The organism is Cryomorphaceae bacterium (assembly GCA_007695365.1).
GTDB lineage: Bacteria > Bacteroidota > Bacteroidia > Flavobacteriales_D > SKUL01 > SKUL01.
In genome coordinates this window covers 15,431-32,240 of the sequence record REDV01000039.1, presented here as the reverse complement: position 1 = coordinate 32,240, position 16,810 = coordinate 15,431, and the positions used below count along the sequence as shown (strand labels likewise).

Sequence of the window (16,810 nt, the reverse complement as noted above, 5' to 3'; positions counted from 1 at the left end):
GATTGAATTGTAGCACTTTGCAAAATGGGGAGTTGAAAAGTGTCGAAAACAGGAAATAGCCCGCTATTCCTTCATCATTTTAAGTTGAAACTCACCATTTAAAGGTGATCTCAATCCTGAAGAATAATCGAACTCAGGTTCTAACCTACGCTTTTGTCATTTCGACCGGAGTAACGACGGTAGGAGATGCGCCCCGAAATTTTTCGGGGCAGGCTGCTACGAGCTTCGTCTCTCAGCAATCCGGTTAAAGTGAAAATCTCCTTCATACCTGCCCTAGAAAGTTGCACACTGTGAGGGGACAGAAATAGTCAAATCCTAAGTCTGAATCACCCCTACATTGTAAGGCCGCTCGGCGGGGGCGTGGTTGGCCGCTTCAATACCCATGGATATGACCTTGCGGGTTTCAACCGGATCGATGATGGCATCGAGCCACAGCCGGGCTGCAGCGTAGTAGGGTTTGGTTTGCTCTTCGTAACGCGATTCAATTTTCTCAAGCAGGGCTTTTTCGTCTTCACGGGTGATTTCTTTACCCCTTGCTTTAAGCGAGGCAACCTCAATCTGCAACAAAACCTTGGCAGCCTGTGATCCACCCATTACCGCCAATTGTGCGCTCGGCCATCCAACGATAAGCCGTGGGTCGTAAGCCTTGCCACACATAGCGTAGTTTCCTGCTCCGTATGAGTTACCCACAATAATCGTGAACTTGGGCACCACGCTGTTGCTCATGGCGTTTACCATTTTTGCTCCGTCTTTAATAATCCCTCCGTGCTCTGATTTGCTGCCCACCATAAATCCGGTTACGTCCTGCAAAAACACGAGCGGAATGTTTTTCTGGTTGCAGTTCATAATAAATCGCGCGGCTTTGTCGGCCGAGTCGGAGTATATCACCCCGCCAAACTGCATCTCGCCTTTTTTGTTCTTCACAATCTGGCGCTGATTGGCCACAATACCCACGCTCCAGCCGTCAATGCGCGCATAGGCACATACGATGCTCTTGCCATATCCGGCTTTGTACTCTGTGAATTTGGAATCATCCACCAGACGCTTGATGATTTCCTTGGTTTCATAGGGTTTGGTTCGCGACATAGGCAGTATGCCGTACATCTCTTTAGGGTCGGATGCCGGTGGTAGGGGTTTTTTACGGTCAAAGCCGGCATCGGGCCCTTTACTTCCGATTTTATCCACCAATTCGCGAATGGTTTCCAGGCATTCTTTGTCGTTGGCCACTTTGTAATCGGTTACGCCCGAAATCTCGCTGTGCGTGGTGGCACCACCCAGGGTTTCGTTGTCAATGTCTTCACCAATGGCTGCTTTTACAAGGTATGAACCCGCCAAAAAGATGGTTCCGGTTTTTTCAACAATGAGGGATTCATCGCTCATAATGGGCAAGTATGCACCACCTGCCACACAGCTACCCATGATGGCGGCAATTTGCGGAATGCCTCGTGACGACATGATCGCATTGTTGCGGAAAATCCGTCCAAAGTGCTCCTTGTCGGGAAAAATTTCATCCTGCATAGGCAGAAAAACACCAGCACTGTCCACAAGGTAAATAATGGGGATACGATTTTCCATGGCAATTTCCTGGGCACGCAGGTTCTTTTTTCCTGTGATCGGGAACCAGGCCCCGGCTTTTACCGAGGCATCGTTGGCAACCACTATACAGAGCTTGCCCGAAACGTAACCCATCACAACCACCACACCCCCCGACGGACAGCCTCCATACTCTTTGTACATACCGTCGCCGGCAAGCGCGCCAATTTCCACACGCCGGCTGTCGGGGTCGAGCAGCATGTCAATACGCTCGCGGGCACTCATTTTGCCCTTGGCCTTGAGCTTTTCAATTTTATCGTTGCCGCCGCCTTCGAAAATTTTGTTGAGTTTTCGGTTTAACTGCGATATTTTCAATCGCATATTGTCGTCGTTCTTGTTGAATTCCAAATTGGCCATGTGGATTATTTTAGCCGCCTAAGTTAGTAATTTGACACGCGTCAAAGCGGATGTTACGCAACCACAACGCTGCATCGGGCCCAAGGTTGAATAGCGAATCCAACACCGAACAATGTGGCCGAAACCCGTAGCGGTCGGTAAAAACCTGAAGGTAAGCCGGGCAATCGGTGTGTAGCTTGCCAAAGGCCGAAGGCTTGAAAATTTTGCGCAAGTCATAAAATTCCGGAGTTGGGTCCACGTATTTTTCTGCCCAACCAAGCTTTACTTCGGTTTTCAGTTGTTTCAATGTCCAGCTGAGTGAGGTTTTGTTCCAGTCGCACAGCAGGTGCGTTTCAACCGTGTACAGTTCTGAGAGGGAATCCATGTAATGCTCGAAAAATGGCGCCGATCCGTAAGCAGCACGAATGCTTTTCAGATGCTGGTCTCTCCAGTTTGTTTTGTGGTCAATTTGCACCTCGGCTGCGGGCACTTTTTGCCCTTTCCTCGACACTACCGGAATGGTAAGCGGATGAATGCCATTGGGACCCGCCAAATCGTATCGGTTGCGCCAGGTTTGTTTGGTGAAATGCTCGCCCATATCTATGATGGTGTGATGCGTAAGGAGGAGGTGCATATACACATCGTTGCCGAAGGCGCAAAGAGGAAGTATGACCTGGGGCTGGTTCATGCTACTTTTCGGAACAATCGCGACCATCGGATTTTTGCATACCACGGTGCCTGTGGGTCAAACGAAAAAAGGGTTCGCGATGCCCGACCAATAATGTGGCTTTCAGGAACAGGCCCCCAGTGCCGCGAATCAATGGAATTGTGGCGGTTGTCGCCCATCACAAAGTAATAGTCTTCCTTGAACACATAGCGCTCAGCATACCTTCCGTTCACAAAGATGGAATCGCCCACGTTGGAAATGACGCAGCTTTCGTACTGTGTTATCAGGCGCTCGTAGCGTTGGAGGTTTACGGCGTCCAGGTCAATGGTATCGCCCTTTTGGGGTATGTAAAAGGGGCCATAGTCGTCGGGCGACCATTGGTTTCCTTCAATGGGCGGAAACATGCTGCCCGGATACTTGCCCGGAGCGTAAGCCGCACGGGTAATCTGCAGCTCAGAAAAGAGCGTGTCGGCTTCCGCGGCCTCATCTGCACTGAGGTTGATGATGTGCACATCGCCTAAACTCAGCCGCGTTCGCTGACTGTAATCATCCAGCCATTCGCACAGTTTGTTGAAGGAGCCCTTAGTACCCTGCACTTCGTAATTGGAAAGAACGGTGTGTGCCGGAACGCGCAAAACACCGCCGATAAAGAGATTTCCGTTGCGAAGCTGGATTGTATCTCCGGGAAGCGCTACGGCTCTTTTCACCATGATGCGTTTTCTGTCTACCACCCCTGAATCTTCCGGAAAGTTGAAAACTACCACGTCGTTCGATTCCAGCTTACCGCCGTAACCAACCCGCCATACAGGCAGCGACGCCTGATTCAATCGAATCCGCGTAAAGGGAATTCCAATGGTGACGGGCATGCGCGGGCCTAGTGGAAACCGGCTTACCAACACCAAATCTCCCGGAAAGAGATTGGGCTCCATCGAAGAGCGCGTTACCACTTTCGGGCTGAATAGGAAGGTGGTTGCAGCCCAGATAAAGATGGTAGCCGCCACGAATGACTTCAACCAGCTTTTCCATGCCGCGTTTTTCCGGGCCATGGCTCTTAATCAACCAACGAGAAGATGCGTTTCCAGCGGGTGCCTTCGTAGGGATCGCGCGAGTACCAGATAAATACGGCCTTGCCCACAATGTGGTCGTTGGGAACAAAGCCCCAAAAACGGGAGTCGGCCGAGTTGTGGCGGTTGTCTCCCATCATAAAGTAATAGTCCTGCTCAAAGGTGTAGCGGGTGCTTTCTTCTCCGTTGATGTAGATTTTTCCGTTTCGCAGCTCAAGGTCGTTGCCCTCGTAGTACCCGATGGCGCGCTCGTAAAGAGGTAGATTGTATTCGTCCAGGTCAACGGTTTTGCCAGCCTTGGGTATCCACAGCGGACCAAAGTTATCGGCAGTCCAATTGTAGTCCGGGTGGTTGGGGAAAATGGGCCGCACTTTTCCGTCGATGTTTGCCTCCCGCTTTTTCTCATTTCGAGGAATTACTTCGTTCACATTACTGAACTGCTTTACTTCGGCTGCCACATCACTGCTCATAAAAACGGCGTATTGTTCGCCTTTTTTAAGCTCAAAAAGGTCGTCGGGATTGATATCGAACTGTTTTTTAAGCATGCGCGTATTGAGTGCCCCGTTGGTGTACACATCATACAGGAACTGCGTTTTTTCGGGGTTGTCAATCATTTTGCCGTCAATCCATACTTCGCGATCTACAATTTCGAGGGTCTCACCGGGAAGTCCGATGCAGCGCTTGATGTAGTTCTCGCGCTTGTCAATGGGTCTCACCTGAATTTCTCCCATTGGTATGTATCCTCGGCGACCATCTACCACCTGAGGCATTTTGTAGTTGGGATTCCAGACGTTTTTCCGGCCGTGGTCTCGAAGGAGCTGATAGTAGCTCTGGTTTTGGAAATTGAGTGCCACGGTATCGCCCTCGGGGTAATTGAATACAGTGGCATCGAAACGCTCAACACTTCCAAAACCCGGAAGCCGGAAGTAAGGCAGTTTCTGCCATTCTACATAGGATTTGGTGTTGATGAGAGGCATGGTGTGGTGGGCAAAAGGAAAGGCAATGGGTGTCATGGGCGAGCGCGCTCCGTAGCTTACCTTGCTTACAAAGAGGTAGTCTCCCACCAGCATAGACTTTTCCATAGAAGGGGTAGGGATGGTAAAGGCTTCAATAAAAAACACGCGGATAATGGTTGCGGCCACGACTGCAAAAATGATGGCATCCACCCACTCGCGCAGGGCACCTTTTTTCTCTTTGGTGAAATCAATGGGCCCGGTGTAAGCGATTTCGTCCTTAAAAGCCAGCATGGGAATCATGGCGAAAGGGGCAAAGGTCATCAGCAGATCGTCGGTAAAACTGCGTTTTCCAAAACTTCTGCCCAGCTCAACATTCATTACGATGAGCATCAGGAAATTCACACCCGGTACGATGAGCAAAAGCAACCACCACCAGGGTTTCTTGATGATTTTCAGCCAGATGTATAGGTTGTAGCCCGGAACCAGGCCTTCCCACGCTTTGTATCCGGCCTTGGGAAACAGTTTCCAGAAACTGCCAAAATAGGCCGCAATGGTGAGGTAAAAGAGAATGATGGCAATCATGTAAGCTGGTTTAAGTTGAGTACATCTTTCATGGTGAAAATTCCTGTCTTGCCCTTCAGCCATTCGGCGGCGTATAGGGCACCCGAGGCAAAACCGTCGCGGTTGAGCGCTGTGTGGGTGAGGTTGATTTCATCGCACGGCGACGAGTAGGTAAGGCTGTGGGTTCCGGGTACGCCCGGCTCCCTCATTGCCGTAATGGGCAATTCGTTGTTTTTTGCAGTGCCTGAATGGCTCCATGAGGAGTAGCCGTTGTGGTTTGCTATTAAGTCATCGGCCAATGCGATGGCTGTGCCGCTCGGAGCATCGAGTTTTTCAGTGTGATGGATTTCTGAGAGTTCAGCACGGTATTGCGGCTGGCGGCTCATCAGCCGGGCCAGCACCCGGTTCACTTCCATAAATAGGTTCACACCGATACTGAAATTCGGGGCGTAGAGCAAGGCGCCTTGATTTTGCGCAATAATTGCGCTGAGTTCGGACAGTTGCCTGTACCAGCCGGTGGTGCCGCACACAACGGGAATGCCTTGTTCTGCGCAGGCTTGAATATTAGCAGCGGCGGCATCCGGACGGGTGAACTCAATGGCTACGTCAGTGTTTGTCGGAAGCGGCGTTTCAGATTCTGGTCCCCGACCCACTCTGGCCACAATGTCGTGTCCGGCATTCAGAGCCAGGCGCTCAATGGCCTTTCCCATTTTTCCATAACCAATCAGGGCTATTTTCATTTCAAGCGATTGCGCCCAAAATTACAACTTCAGGCAAAAGGTGAGTCCGGCCATGGGTTGAGCGGTTGGAAGGACGGATGGAGCGATTCTGAGCGAGAGTTCATCACTTACGTCAAAAGTAAACAGGTGGCCGTAAACCTGCGCGTCCACAATGTTCAGCAGATAAACCGCAACCAGCCCAAGGTAGGAGTAGTCTCGCCATTTTTGGTGTTGAATTACCAGTTCGCGCAACTGCGGCGGACTGTAACCCGAAGTGTTGACTGTTGACGGATCGCCGTCGGTTGCGTTCAGGTAGCTTTGTCGGTAAAAATTGGCCTGTTTGATATTGTCCTGCAAAAAGTACACTGCCACTCCCACGCCTGCATACACAATGGGAACCTTCCAGTATTGCCGGTTGTAGGCTTGGCCAAGACCGGGTAACACGGCAGAGTAGATGGTAGCTTTTCTAGGGGAGTGAATGCGTTCAGGTTTTTTGGCAGGATCGCCGCGAATGACCCGGTCAGACTTAACGCCGGGCTCGGTGTAGAAGATTTCCTGTTCGAAACCCGGAGGGATGGAATCAGGTTCAGCAACGGATTCAGGTACTTCAGGAGTGGTTTCGAGCGTGTCGGGTGTCTCCTGAGCCTGAGCGTGATGCATAAGTATCACCAAGCCAGCTATCCAAAAAAATTGGTTCAATACGCCTGCAAAATTGCGGCGATACGCGCAAGATCTTCTTCGTTTTCGTAACGGATTACGATTTTGCCATCGCCTTGTTCACTCGGCCGGACAGCAATTTTAGTGCCCAGTTTATCCGTCAATTTCTGTTGAATGCTCTTGTGTTGAAGGGTAAGGCCTATTCTTTTGGACGGGCTGGCGGTTTTTGATACTGGTTTGACAGCACCTGCCAGCTGTTCGGCATCACGCACGGAGAGATTGCCCTCTACGATGCTCCGGTACAAGGCTACTTGTTCTTCCTCAGAGCCTGCGCTCACGAGTGCACGTGCATGCCCCATAGAGATTTGCCCCTGGCGGATACCCAGTTGTATTTCGGCCGGAAGCCTCAGCAGCCGGAGGTAATTGGTTACCGTGGTTCGCTTTTTCCCTACCTTTCCGGCAAGGGCTTCCTGCGTTAGTCCGCATTCTTCAATCAGCCTTTGATAGCTGAGTGCCACCTCTATGGCATCCAGGTCATGGCGTTGGATATTTTCAACCAATGCCATTTCGAGCATGGCCTGGTCATCGGCAATACGCACAAAAACTGGCACTTCGGTGAGTCCGGCCATTTGGGCTGCCCTGAAGCGCCGTTCTCCCGAGATGATCTGGTAGCGGTCGTAGCCCATTTTTCGCACGGTGATGGGCTGAATGATGCCGTAGGACTCAATGGAAGCGGCCAGCTCGGCTAGCTTTTCTCGGTCAAATTCCTGTCGTGGTTGAAAAGGATTTACCTCTATCTGCGACACAGCAATATTCGAAACCGATCCTGCAAGTACGGGTTTTACAGGGTTATTGCTTGTAATGTCGGTATCGCGGTTTTCGAGCAGGGCGCTCAGGCCCTTGCCCAATGCTTTAGGCCTCGTCATTTATTTCAATGATTTTTTCGTCGGTAGGAATGCGGGTCAAATCGTTTTTCTGCAAAACTTCCCGAGCCAGGTTCAGGTAGTTGATGGAGCCTTTGCAACTCGCATCGTGCATAATGATGGTAGCTCCGTGGCTTGGTGCCTCGCTCAGGCGGGTATTGCGGTGAATGATGGTGTCAAAAACGAGTTGCTGAAAGTGCATTTTTACTTCTGCCACCACCTGATTGGCGAGGTTCAGGCGCGTGTCGTACATAGTGAGCAGGATGCCTTCAATGGTCAACTCGGGATTCAACCTCGACTGTACTATTTTAACCGTGTTGAGCAGCTTGCCAAGACCTTCGAGCGCAAAGTACTCGCACTGCACCGGTATGATTACCGAGTGGCTTGCACTGAGCGCGTTCACGGTAATCAGGCCCAGTGAAGGAAGGCAGTCTATGATAATGAAATCATACTGATCGCTGATTTTTTCCAGGGCGTGCCGCATCATGTGCTCGCGGTTGGGCAGGTCAATCAGTTCAATTTCTGCTCCTACCAGATCAATGTGCGCCGGAATGAGATCCAGATTGGGATTGTCAGTTTGGAGCACGATGTCGCGCGGGTCAATATCATTAATGAGGCATTCGTATATACTGGTCTTCACGTTGCGCGGGTCAATTCCCACGCCTGATGTTGCGTTGGCCTGCGGATCGGCATCTACCAACAGGGTTTTGTGCTCAAGTACACCCAAACACGCAGCCAGGTTAATAGCTGTGGTGGTTTTTCCTACGCCTCCTTTCTGATTCGCTACGGTGATAATCTTTGCCATCTCTTGTTTTGTTGATTGTGGGTTGCCACAGTGGAACAAAGGTACAACAGCCTTGTTAAAAGTACCGTTTACACGAAGCCGAAAAAGCCCGTGGAAAGGAATACTTTTGCACAAAATTCTGTTAATTGAACGCTCTATGATCACCTTTATTTCAGGTACCAATCGCCCCGGAAATGCGTCTTTGCAAATTGCGCGTATGGCCGCGCAGTTTTACAATGAAAAGAGCCTGAATACGCAGGTTTATAGCTTGTGCGACTTGCCGCGAGATGTGGCTTTTTCAGAGGTGTACGGAGAGCGTTCGCCGGCCTTTGAAAAGACCATTCGTGCCGTAGTGACAGATGTTGATAAGTTTGTATTCGTTTTGCCCGAGTACAACGGCGGCTTTCCGGGGATCCTGAAACTCTTTTTGGACGCAGTGGAACCGCATCACTGGTATGGGAAAAAGGCAGCACTCATTGGGCTGTCGGCCGGACGCTCGGGTAACCTGAGAGGACTCGATCACCTTACAGGAGTTTTGAATTACCTTCAGGTGAATGTGCTGCACTTCAAACCCAATCTTTCACGTATTCAACAGTTACCCGAAAATGGGGTGCAATTGCCCGACGCGTATTCTGAGCTGCTGCGGTTGCAGGCTCAGTTGTTTGCAGCCTTTTAAAGATTGACTTACTCTCCCGTTTTGCCAAGATCGTCAAAGCTGACGTCGTTGTATTGCTCCAGGGTCTCGGCAGCGCGGTTGCCCAACTCACCATCCGGGTGATCTTCGCGACCGTTGTTGTAAATACCATTCCCGTTTCGCAGTTCGTAAATCTCATCAATGGTGTCCTGGAGGCCTTCAATGAATTTCTCAAAATCCTCCTTGTACAAAAAGAGTTTGTGCTTTTCGTAGAAAGTGTCACCGTTGTCGGAGTAGCGCTTTTTGCTCTCAGTAATGGTCAGGTAAAGGTCATTTCCGCGGGTGCTCTTCACATCGAAAAAGTAGGTGCGTTTACCGGCTCTTACTGCTTTCGAAAAAACATCCTCCCGCGACTTTCTGTTCGCTCCGTGGTCAGACATATTGTTGTTTGGTTTTTTGGTTGATCGAATCCAAACAAATATAAAAAATTCTCGATTTAAGCTTCTTCGTCGGTAATTTTTTGGGATTCGGCTAATTGTTGCTGGTATAGATCGAAGTAAAGTCCTTGTTTTTCAATAAGTTCTTCATGGGTTCCTTCTTCCGCAATTAGTCCTTCATCCAGTATCAGAATGTGGTCGGCGCTTTTTACAGAAGACGCCCGATGGCTGATAATGACGGCAGTTTTGTGTTTCATTACCGATTTCAGGTTCTGAAGGATGTTCTCCTCGGTTTCGGTATCCACGGCTGAGAGGCAGTCGTCAAGAATGAGAATTTTGGGATCTTTGGCGATAGCGCGCGCGATGGAAACACGCTGTTTTTGTCCGCCTGAAAGCGTAATACCGCGTTCACCCAATACAGTTTCGAATTGCTCGCGAAAGTCTTCAATGTTGTGCAAAACATCTGCTTTTCTGGCTGCCTCCCTGATTTTGTCAGGAAACTCGGCTGAGGGGTCTAGTCCAAAACTGATGTTGTTGGCAATGCTGTCGGAAAAGAGAAATACATCCTGCGGAACATAGCCGATGCTCCGTCGCAGGTGATACAGGTTGTGCTCCCGAATGGGTTGGTCATCCACCAGAATCTCGCCGCTGTCAGCTTCAAAAAGTCGGGCTACAAGATTGGCAATGGTTGATTTTCCCGATCCGGTTCGGCCCAAAATGGCGAGCGTTTTACCAGAATCAACACAAAATGAAACACCTTTAAGAGCCTGAATACCTGTGTCGGGGTAACGGAAAGACACATTCCTGAACTCAATTTTTCCGCGAATAGGTGCATCGGTTTCGCGTTCGTTGCGGATCTCGGGCTCCTGCTTCAAAAACTCATTGATGCGCTCCTGTGATGCAGACGCCCTTTGCACAAGCGATGTTACCCATCCCACCGCAGCAAAGGGCCACGTGAGCATGTTCACATAAATGACAAACTCGGCAATGTTTCCCACGGTAATGCCGTCGCGCCCGTTGATGACCATCACCCCACCCACATAAATGGCCAACATAGTGCTCAGTCCGATAAGTAAAATAATGGTTGGCATAAAGAGCGCATCCACCTTTACAAGAGATAGTTGTCGCTTTCTGTACACTTTGCAGGCGTCGTCAAAACGCTGGCTGTACTGTAGTTCCTTGTTAAATGCTTTAAGTACCCTGATACCCGAAAAGGCCTCCTGACTCATGGTGGATAAAAGCGATTGCTGACGCTGCACTTCCTCGCTTTTCCGGTTGATGATGGTACTCACGTAATATATGAGCACCGACATAATGGGCAGCGGAATCAATACGTACATTGTAAGCATAGGACTCACCGATAACATGGCACCTATAGCAAGAATAAACAGTACTACAAGGTTAATGGTGTACATCACTGCGGGGCCCAGATACATCCTAACACGGCTCACATCTTCGCTTATGCGGTTCATCAAGTCGCCCGTGTTATTGCGCTTGTAAAAGGCCAGGTCCAATCGCTGATAGTGATCGAAAATTTCATTTTTCAGGTCATATTCAATGTGCCGCGACATCACAATAAGCGTTTGCCGCGTGAAAAACAGAAAGATACTTTTCAGCAAAGCCAGAACGAGGTACAGCACGGCCAGCACCACGCTCAGGCTGAGAATGGTTTGAGCAAGCTGCTTTCTGTTGTCGAGCTTCAGCCAATCCGCCGGATCCTGACCAATCAAGGGCAATACGAGCGCAACGGATGAGGGCATGGTTAACTCTGCCCGGTCGTGTTCATCCATGGTATTGTATTGCTCAATAGACTCCTGCAGCATATCGAAAGCACCGCGCACCACCTGGGGTGCATACACCTGAAAAATGTTGCTCAGAATGATAAACAGAACGCCCAGCCCCATGTGCCACTTGTATTGAACAAAGTACCGGTTGAGGTGTGCAAGGTGTTTCATGGCTTGATATAAAACGGAAAGTGAGGCAACAATTATTCTGTATTTTTGCCGCTGGTTAGACCCCCTTTTTAAGCGGGTTTAAAAGTACACGATTCCATCATAAAACTCTTTTTTGCATCAAATGTTGAAAGTAGAAGATCAGCAATCGGTTGGCGCCCACGAGAACCCAATCATCCGCCCCATGGTGGATATGGACCACGAGCAGGTGCTCTTTTGTCAGGACAAAGCCACAGGGCTTCGGGCCATTATCGCAGTGCACAACACCGTGCTGGGCCCCAGTTTGGGAGGTACGCGGATGTGGACGTACAACAACGAGATGGAAGCACTCAACGATGTACTGCGTTTATCTCGCGGAATGACCTACAAATCTGCCATTTCAGGGTTGAATCTTGGGGGAGGCAAAGCCGTTATTATTGGCGACAGCCGCAAAGACAAGAGCGAAGCTCTTTTTCGAAGGTTTGGTCAGTTTGTGGATAGCCTGGGTGGAAAGTACATCACCGCTGAAGACGTAGGTATCAATACCCGCGACATTGAGTACGTGAGCATGGAAACAGAGCATGTTGCCGGTCTGCCCGAGTATCGGGGTGGAGGAGGAGACCCATCGCCTGTCACCGCTTATGGCGTGTACATGGGGATGAAGGCCGCTGTGAAATTCCAATCCGGAAATGATAACCTCGCAGGCAAAAAGGTACTCGTTCAGGGAGCCGGTCATGTGGGGCAATACCTGGTTGAACTGCTGGTGAAGGAAGGCGCCAAGGTGGTCATTAGCGATATTCACGAAGACCGCATCAAAGCAACCAAGGCAAAATTCGCGGTAGAAGTGATCGATGCCGACAAGGTGTACGATGGCGACATGGATATTTACGCTCCGTGTGCGTTGGGTGCTACCATCAACGATGATACCCTGGGCCGTTTGCGCTGCAGTATTATTGCCGGTGCGGCCAACAACCAACTCGCCGAAGAAGCCCGTCACGGTGCGGCTGTGATGGAGAAAGGTATCATCTATGCCCCCGATTTTCTGATTAACGCGGGAGGAATCATCAATTGCTACTCCGAAGTTATAGGATACAACCGCGATATGGCTTACCGTCAAACCGAAGATATCTACCAAACAACCCTCAACATCCTGCAGAAATCGGCCGACGAAAAGATACCCACGTACCTCGCCGCCAATCGCATGGCTGAAGAGCGCATCGCAAGTATCGCATCCATCAACCAGAGACTCTAACTGCCGTGCTGAACAGACGACATCTCCGCATCAAGATTTTTCACGCCCTCTACGCGTATTTTCAACAAAGCAAAGAGAGCCTTGACAAAGGTGAAAAAGAGCTTTTTCACTCCATTGCCAAGATGCGCGAGATGTATATTTCTCTGCTGTTGATTTTCGTGGAAATTGCCCACCAGGCCAATCTGCATATCGAGGAGAAGAAAAGGAAGAAACTCCCTTCACACGAGGACCTCAATCCCAACATGCGATTTGTGGAGAATGCACTCATCGTTCAGTTGGAGCAAAATCAGGCCCTGAAAAATGCTGCCGAAAAGGAGAAGATGGGTTGGGGCCAGCAGCAGGAAATGATGAAGAAAATGTACCGCATGTTGATTGAAACAGATGAGTACAAATCTTACATGGAGGCTCCCGAAACCGATTACGAAAGCGATCGGCAGTTGATCATCAGCTTGTTTAAGACATATGTGGTAAACCACGAGCCGCTGCAACAGTATTTTGAGGACAACAGTATCTACTGGGTGGATGACCTGGACCTTGCAAGTTCAATGGTGCTTAAAACATTCAAGCTGTTTGGAGAAGGTTCAGGAAGTGATCAGCCCATCCTCGAACTGTACAAAGATCCCGAAGACGAGCAGCAATTTGTTCGGCAGTTATATCGCCAAACCATTCTGCAAAGCGTAGAGAATGAAGCGCTCATCAATGCCAAAGCAGAAAACTGGGACATGGAGCGCATAGCCCTGCTTGATATGATTCTGATGAAGATGGCTTTGAGCGAAGCGCGCGAATTCAGACAGATTCCAACCAAGGTAACACTCAACGAGTATATCGAAATCTCCAAGTACTACAGTACACCCAAAAGCAACACCTTTATCAATGGTATCCTCGACAAGCTCTTTGCCGAGATGAAAGAAAGTGGCATGATTAAAAAAACGGGCAGAGGACTGATAGAAAACTGATATGCGTAGCCAGGGAGTATTTTTTGTAGTGCTGCTTCTCGTGTTCAGCGGGTGCCGGGTTACCGATAGGAGTGACCGCATTGACACCGATATTCTGCACAACCCCAAAAGCCAGTTCAGCAAAGACCCCGAAAAGATGCCGGTGATTCATTTCGAAGAGCCCACCTTTGGATTTGGAGTTCTGAGCGATGGCGAACGTATCAATCACAGCTTTCACTTTACCAACGAGGGTAAATCGCCATTGGTGCTGAGTTTTGTGGAAGGCTCATGCGGTTGCACAGTGATGAAAGACTGGCCACGCGACCCCATTCCTCCAGGCGGAGCAGGAAGTATCAACGTAGAGTTCAATAGCAAAAACAAAAGAGGATTTCAAAGTGTAGCCATCCGCGTGGTGGCCAACACATCGCCTTCAACCACTGTACTGACCTTGGAGGGCGAAATAGTAACACCGGAATAAACAAAAACCAGACATGACACAAATAACGAGTATCTTACTAATGGCAGGCGGCGACGAAGGAGGATGGACCACGGTACTTTTTCTGTGGGTGCCCATCATCGTTGTGTTTTATTTCTTCATGATTCGCCCGCAGGCTAAAAAAGCCAAGGAAACCAAAAAGTTCCGCGAGGGTCTTGCCAAAGGACAACGCGTGGTTACCATTGGAGGTATCCATGGTAAGATTTTGGAAATCAATGACACCAATGTGTTGATTGATGCAGGAGGAGCTAAGCTGCGCATGGAAAAGTCGGCCATATCTCCCGACAACACCGCGGCCCTCGAGGACCTCGACACCAAAAAGTGATGCATGAAACTGGTGGGAATTACGGGCGGAATAGGCAGTGGAAAATCCACTGTGGCTCGCTTGATTCGCGCCATGGGTTACCCTGTTTACGATGCCGACGCGCGCGCCCGTCGTCTTCAGGAAACCGACGCGGAGTTAATCGAGGCCATAGTATCCCTGCTGGGTGAAGAAGTTCTGGATGAGGCCGGACTAAACAGAGCGGCCATTGCCGACAAGGTTTTCGGAAATGCCGAGTTGTTGGCGAAGCTCAACGATGTGGTGCATCCGCGGGTACAAACTGATTTTGAGAACTGGCTGAAGGAGCAAAACAGCGAAATCTGTTTTAAGGAATCGGCATTGCTGGTTGAAACCGGAAGCTGGAAACACTGCGATGCACTCATTGTTGTAACCGCACCCGCAGAATTGCGCATCAAGAGAGTGGTGCAGCGCGATGGCACCAGCGAAAAGGCCGTTAAAAAGCGAATGGAGAAGCAGCTTCCTGAAAGCGAAAAGGTAAAACGCGCCGGTTTTGTTGTGGTAAATGATGACCATGAGCTTTTGATCCCGCAGGTAGAAGCCATCATCAATCAACTGGAGGGCTAAGTATGTTTGTGGCGTTTTGCAGATGGTTATTCAGGCGCAACGGATGGAAAGTAACAGGCAAACTGCCCGATTTACCCAAATACCTGGTTGTAGTGGGCCCGCATACCAGCAACTGGGATTTCATTTACGGTGTAGCTGCTCGCGATTATGTGCAAACCGACATCCGCTTTTTGGGCAAAAAGGAGTTGTTCAAATTTCCGTTTAAAAACTTTTTTTTAAGCCTGGGTGGATATCCTGTAAACCGGCATACCAACGAGAAAGCGGTTGATGCTACCATTCGTGTTTTCAAGGATATGCCAGAATTTCGGCTGGCATTGTCGCCCGAAGGTACCCGAAGCAAGGTACCTGCGCTGCGAAGCGGATTTTACCACATTGCGAGAGGAGTAAACATCCCATATGTTCTGGTGGGGCTCAATTATGCCACGCGAACAGTAGAGATTGCCGAAGCGAAGATGGCTACAGGCACATGGGAGGAGGAATCCGCCTTTGTGGTTCGTTTCTTTCGCAATATCAAGGGAAAGAACCCGGAATTGGGCATTTCCTGAATGGTGATTACTTAACGCAAAATTTACTTTTTAACAGCCTTGTGGAAATCTCTTGAGTTTTCAACATGGCTTGTGAGGAGGGGCTTCATTACCTACATTCGCTTCGCAATCGGGTTCCGGATTTTTGGTTCCCATTCCTGAGAAAACTACGTGTAGCATCACCCGGGCAATGTTTCGGGCGTGGGTATCTTTTGATGAGTTGGAAAGTGTGTTTGATCGGGGTAAAGCGTCGAAAATGAACCACTAACCTCAATAATTAAATTACGTCATGGACAAATACGATCTACTTCTACTGGATATCATCAGCGATCACCGGGAAAACGGGCTTAAAATGAATATTGGTTTATCGCAACTTGAGCGCACCTTTTGGAAACGGATCGAATCAACCTCAAACCTCTCCATCAACCAGGCGCGTATTGGAGAGCGCATCACCCGGCTGTACCTCGAGAATCTTATCGAGAACAAAGGAGGTTACTGCCTCACCCGAAAGGGAAGGTCGTTTTTGGCTGAGCAGGAATCAGAGCCTCAACGCATGGCTGGCTAGCCTGATTTCCACATATGTTGATAAACTTTGTGAATACACCGTTGGAAACCTTTGGAAGGCAGTAGTGTAGTTTGCCGATTGAAATACATAGCTTGCATCGTTGTTCGCTCGTTTATTCCGAAAGGTGCATCTGCCGAGTTGGGTATTCCATAAAAAAGGGAGGTGTAACCTGAATTGAGAACCAAGATCTGTTTTGGATTGAAAGGGAACTTCCCCGGTTGCTCAAATCGGCCAGCCTGAAAGATGGCAGCCATTTATCCCTCACCCGGATAAAGTGGATGGAGGAGTCACACACCGTAACTCTCCGCGTTCGAATCAACAAGCGCTCCTCAAAAAAAAATCCCGGTGAATCACTGATTCACCGGGATTTTTATGTCTTTTTCGGATTGAAATGCTCAGTAAACCTCTCTTCCCGCAAAATGGAAAGAGCACTCAATAGCGGCATTCTCATCACTGTCAGAACCGTGTACCGCGTTCTCAGCTTTTGATTTTGCGTAGAGCTTGCGGATGGTGCCTTCTGCCGCTTCCGAAGGATCGGTGGCGCCAATCAGTTTGCGGAAGTCCTCAACCGCATTGTCTTTTTCAAGAATTGCCGCCACAATTGGACCTGAAATCATGTAATCCACCAGCTCACCAAAGAACGGGCGCTCTTTGTGAACAGCGTAAAAAGTTTCGGCATCTACACGGCTCAAACGGGTAAATTTCATGGCTCGGATACGGAATCCGGCGTTTTCAATCATCGCGAGAATATTGCCAATATTATTGGCCGACACGGCGTCGGGCTTAATCATGGTGAAGGTTCTGTTTCCAGCCATTGCTTTGCGTTTTTATGGGTTTAAAATCGGCGCAAAAGTAGAAAAATCAAGCGT

At 49.5% G+C, this 16,810-nt stretch carries 20 protein-coding genes; 8 read left to right on the top strand and 12 right to left on the bottom strand.

The features are described from left to right. Nucleotides 1-315: 315 nt before the first annotated feature. The 8 genes from EA392_01475 to EA392_01440 form a co-directional block, all read right to left on the bottom strand. Nucleotides 316-1,950 (bottom strand): acyl-CoA carboxylase subunit beta, encoded by a 1,635-nt coding sequence (locus EA392_01475; GenBank protein TVR41584.1) that lies wholly within the window; start codon nt 1,948-1,950, stop codon nt 316-318. 10 nt (nt 1,951-1,960) lie between these two features. Further along, complete coding sequence (locus EA392_01470; GenBank protein ID TVR41588.1) at nt 1,961-2,644, bottom strand: hypothetical protein; 684 nt, start codon at nt 2,642-2,644, stop codon at nt 1,961-1,963. Continuing rightward, nucleotides 2,614-3,642 (bottom strand): signal peptidase I, encoded by a 1,029-nt coding sequence (gene lepB, locus EA392_01465; GenBank protein TVR41583.1) that lies wholly within the window; start codon nt 3,640-3,642, stop codon nt 2,614-2,616. Before lepB (EA392_01465) ends, EA392_01470 begins: the two co-directional genes overlap by 31 nt. 5 nt (nt 3,643-3,647) lie before the next feature. Then, the gene (gene lepB / locus EA392_01460) at nt 3,648-4,937 is read right to left on the bottom strand and encodes a signal peptidase I (GenBank protein ID TVR41587.1); all 1,290 of its coding nucleotides are present in this window, start codon (nt 4,935-4,937) and stop codon (nt 3,648-3,650) included. Nucleotides 4,938-5,194: 257 nt separating this feature from the next. After that, nucleotides 5,195-5,917, bottom strand: coding sequence for a 4-hydroxy-tetrahydrodipicolinate reductase (gene dapB, locus EA392_01455; protein TVR41582.1), 723 nt, complete (start codon nt 5,915-5,917; stop codon nt 5,195-5,197). A 21-nt stretch (nt 5,918-5,938) separates the two neighbouring features. Then, nucleotides 5,939-6,595 carry a hypothetical protein gene (locus EA392_01450; GenBank protein ID TVR41581.1) on the bottom strand — a complete coding sequence of 219 codons (657 nt, stop codon included), beginning with the start codon at nt 6,593-6,595 and terminating at the stop codon, nt 5,939-5,941. Beyond that, nucleotides 6,592-7,479: a ParB/RepB/Spo0J family partition protein gene (locus tag EA392_01445; GenBank protein ID TVR41580.1), complete on the bottom strand. Its 888-nt coding sequence runs from the start codon at nt 7,477-7,479 to the stop codon at nt 6,592-6,594. Before EA392_01445 ends, EA392_01450 begins: the two co-directional genes overlap by 4 nt. Next, the gene (locus EA392_01440; protein ID TVR41586.1) at nt 7,466-8,281 is read right to left on the bottom strand and encodes a ParA family protein; all 816 of its coding nucleotides are present in this window, start codon (nt 8,279-8,281) and stop codon (nt 7,466-7,468) included. Before EA392_01440 ends, EA392_01445 begins: the two co-directional genes overlap by 14 nt. A 136-nt stretch (nt 8,282-8,417) precedes the next feature. Between EA392_01440 and EA392_01435 the strand changes: the two genes are divergently transcribed. After that, nucleotides 8,418-8,936, top strand: coding sequence for an NADPH-dependent oxidoreductase (locus EA392_01435; protein ID TVR41579.1), 519 nt, complete (start codon nt 8,418-8,420; stop codon nt 8,934-8,936). An 8-nt stretch (nt 8,937-8,944) separates the two neighbouring features. Here EA392_01435 and EA392_01430 read toward each other — a convergent pair whose 3' ends face one another. Beyond that, on the bottom strand, nt 8,945-9,334 hold the full coding sequence (locus EA392_01430) for a DUF3276 family protein (GenBank protein TVR41578.1): 390 nt from the start codon (nt 9,332-9,334) through the stop codon (nt 8,945-8,947). Between the two features lie 56 nt (nt 9,335-9,390). Then, nucleotides 9,391-11,286: an ABC transporter ATP-binding protein gene (locus EA392_01425; protein TVR41577.1), complete on the bottom strand. Its 1,896-nt coding sequence runs from the start codon at nt 11,284-11,286 to the stop codon at nt 9,391-9,393. A gap of 121 nt (nt 11,287-11,407) precedes the next feature. On the opposite strand from EA392_01425, the gene EA392_01420 reads away from it, so the two are divergent. The 7 genes from EA392_01420 (at nt 11,408) to EA392_01390 (ending at nt 15,941) form a co-directional block, all read left to right on the top strand. Then, a complete protein-coding gene (locus EA392_01420; protein ID TVR41576.1) occupies nt 11,408-12,514 on the top strand; it encodes a Glu/Leu/Phe/Val dehydrogenase in 1,107 nt (368 codons plus the stop codon). Nucleotides 12,515-12,519: 5 nt separating this feature from the next. Further along, the gene (locus tag EA392_01415; GenBank protein TVR41575.1) at nt 12,520-13,470 is read left to right on the top strand and encodes a transcription antitermination protein NusB; all 951 of its coding nucleotides are present in this window, start codon (nt 12,520-12,522) and stop codon (nt 13,468-13,470) included. 1 nt (nt 13,471) lies between these two features. Next, nucleotides 13,472-13,927: a DUF1573 domain-containing protein gene (locus tag EA392_01410; GenBank protein TVR41574.1), complete on the top strand. Its 456-nt coding sequence runs from the start codon at nt 13,472-13,474 to the stop codon at nt 13,925-13,927. Between the two features lie 13 nt (nt 13,928-13,940). Then, nucleotides 13,941-14,270, top strand: coding sequence for a preprotein translocase subunit YajC (gene yajC / locus EA392_01405; protein ID TVR41573.1), 330 nt, complete (start codon nt 13,941-13,943; stop codon nt 14,268-14,270). A gap of 3 nt (nt 14,271-14,273) precedes the next feature. After that, a complete protein-coding gene (locus EA392_01400; protein ID TVR41572.1) occupies nt 14,274-14,852 on the top strand; it encodes a dephospho-CoA kinase in 579 nt (192 codons plus the stop codon). Nucleotides 14,853-14,854: 2 nt separating this feature from the next. Then, nucleotides 14,855-15,397: an acyltransferase gene (locus EA392_01395; GenBank protein TVR41571.1), complete on the top strand. Its 543-nt coding sequence runs from the start codon at nt 14,855-14,857 to the stop codon at nt 15,395-15,397. Nucleotides 15,398-15,665: 268 nt separating this feature from the next. Then, a complete protein-coding gene (locus EA392_01390; GenBank protein TVR41570.1) occupies nt 15,666-15,941 on the top strand; it encodes a hypothetical protein in 276 nt (91 codons plus the stop codon). Here EA392_01390 and EA392_01385 read toward each other — a convergent pair. Both EA392_01385 and EA392_01380 read right to left on the bottom strand, forming a co-directional pair. Further along, complete coding sequence (locus EA392_01385; GenBank protein TVR41569.1) at nt 15,938-16,195, bottom strand: hypothetical protein; 258 nt, start codon at nt 16,193-16,195, stop codon at nt 15,938-15,940. The two genes, EA392_01390 and EA392_01385, sit on opposite strands and share 4 nt — an antisense overlap. A 141-nt stretch (nt 16,196-16,336) precedes the next feature. Then, entirely contained in the window at nt 16,337-16,756 is a 420-nt protein-coding gene (locus EA392_01380; GenBank protein ID TVR41568.1) for a nucleoside-diphosphate kinase, read from the bottom strand. Nucleotides 16,757-16,810: the final 54 nt, after the last annotated feature.